This window comes from Halioglobus sp. HI00S01, from assembly GCF_001635445.1.
Taxonomy (GTDB): Bacteria; Pseudomonadota; Gammaproteobacteria; order Pseudomonadales; family Halieaceae; genus Halioglobus; species Halioglobus japonicus.
On record NZ_LWEE01000165.1, the window covers coordinates 1 to 204 of the forward strand.

Consider the following 204-nt stretch of genomic DNA (forward strand, 5'->3'; position numbering starts at 1 on the left):
TGAAACTGATTCCTACAACCTGAAATCCAGCTTCTACCCGGTACTGAATTCCGTCGGTACCGTGTTGGCCAAATACCATGACACCACCATCCGCGTCTCCGGTCACACCGACAACACCGGTAGCCGCGCCTACAATCAGACCCTGTCTGAGCGCCGCGCTGCATCCGTGGCCGACTATCTGGCGACCACCCAGGTGGCGCGCGA

At 59.3% G+C, this 204-nt stretch carries 1 protein-coding gene; it reads left to right on the forward strand.

Annotation, left to right across the window (positions count from 1 at the left end; all coding sequences use genetic code 11):
- Window positions 1-204 (forward strand): OmpA family protein (locus A3709_RS15690; protein WP_156507798.1); only part of this gene is annotated, 204 nt, incomplete at both ends.